General features: G+C 66.5%; 1 protein-coding gene and 1 pseudogene. Both read right to left on the bottom strand.

The window, feature by feature from the left end:
- Positions 1 to 182: pseudogene (locus tag ACFOEV_RS22400) on the bottom strand (hypothetical protein); the annotation flags it as partial.
- Positions 179 to 529 (bottom strand): Mu transposase domain-containing protein (locus tag ACFOEV_RS22395; RefSeq protein WP_449280242.1); only part of this gene is annotated, 351 nt, incomplete at its 5' end. The pseudogene ACFOEV_RS22400 and the gene ACFOEV_RS22395, both read right to left, overlap by 4 nt.

Raw genomic sequence — 529 nt, 5'->3', positions numbered from 1 at the left:
GCCTGTTTCAGCCGCGACTCCAGGCCCTTCTGGTGGCGCCCGCCCCATTCCTGGGCCAAGGCCTGCTCGAGGAACTCACGGTAGTTCAGGTCCTGCTTGCTGGCGTGCTCGCAGAGGCTGTCGAGCGAGGCCTGGAGATGCTCCATCTTCAGGCGGGTAAGGAGCTGTTCCAGGGCCATCACAGCACCTCCTCGTAGACCCGCAGGTCACGCTGTTGAACGGCCAGGGTCTGCTGCCACAGGGCGGCATGGTGCTCCGGTACGCTGCGCCAGCCGGCTTGAGGGGCCTGGAGGCGATGCTGGGCAATGGCCTCGCCGGCCGGGGTGTAGACCGTCAACTCGTCATCGAGACTCAGGCGAATGATCACCGCCTGGCCGCAGTGGGCGTCCGGCACGCTGTAGCGGTTGCCCCGCACTTCGATATAACCGTCCCAGCCGACCTGGCGGAGATCGTGATAGCGGGTGTCGAAGTCAGTCGCCGGGAGGGCTTGCAGTGCCTCGGTTTCGGCCACGAAGCGCTCCGCCGGGGA

The sequence above is a fragment of the Litchfieldella rifensis genome, from assembly GCF_042646605.1.
In the GTDB taxonomy this organism is placed as follows: domain Bacteria; phylum Pseudomonadota; class Gammaproteobacteria; order Pseudomonadales; family Halomonadaceae; genus Litchfieldella; species Litchfieldella rifensis.
The sequence above is the reverse complement of the archived record's forward strand: the minus strand, read 5'-3'. Positions and strand labels throughout refer to the sequence as shown.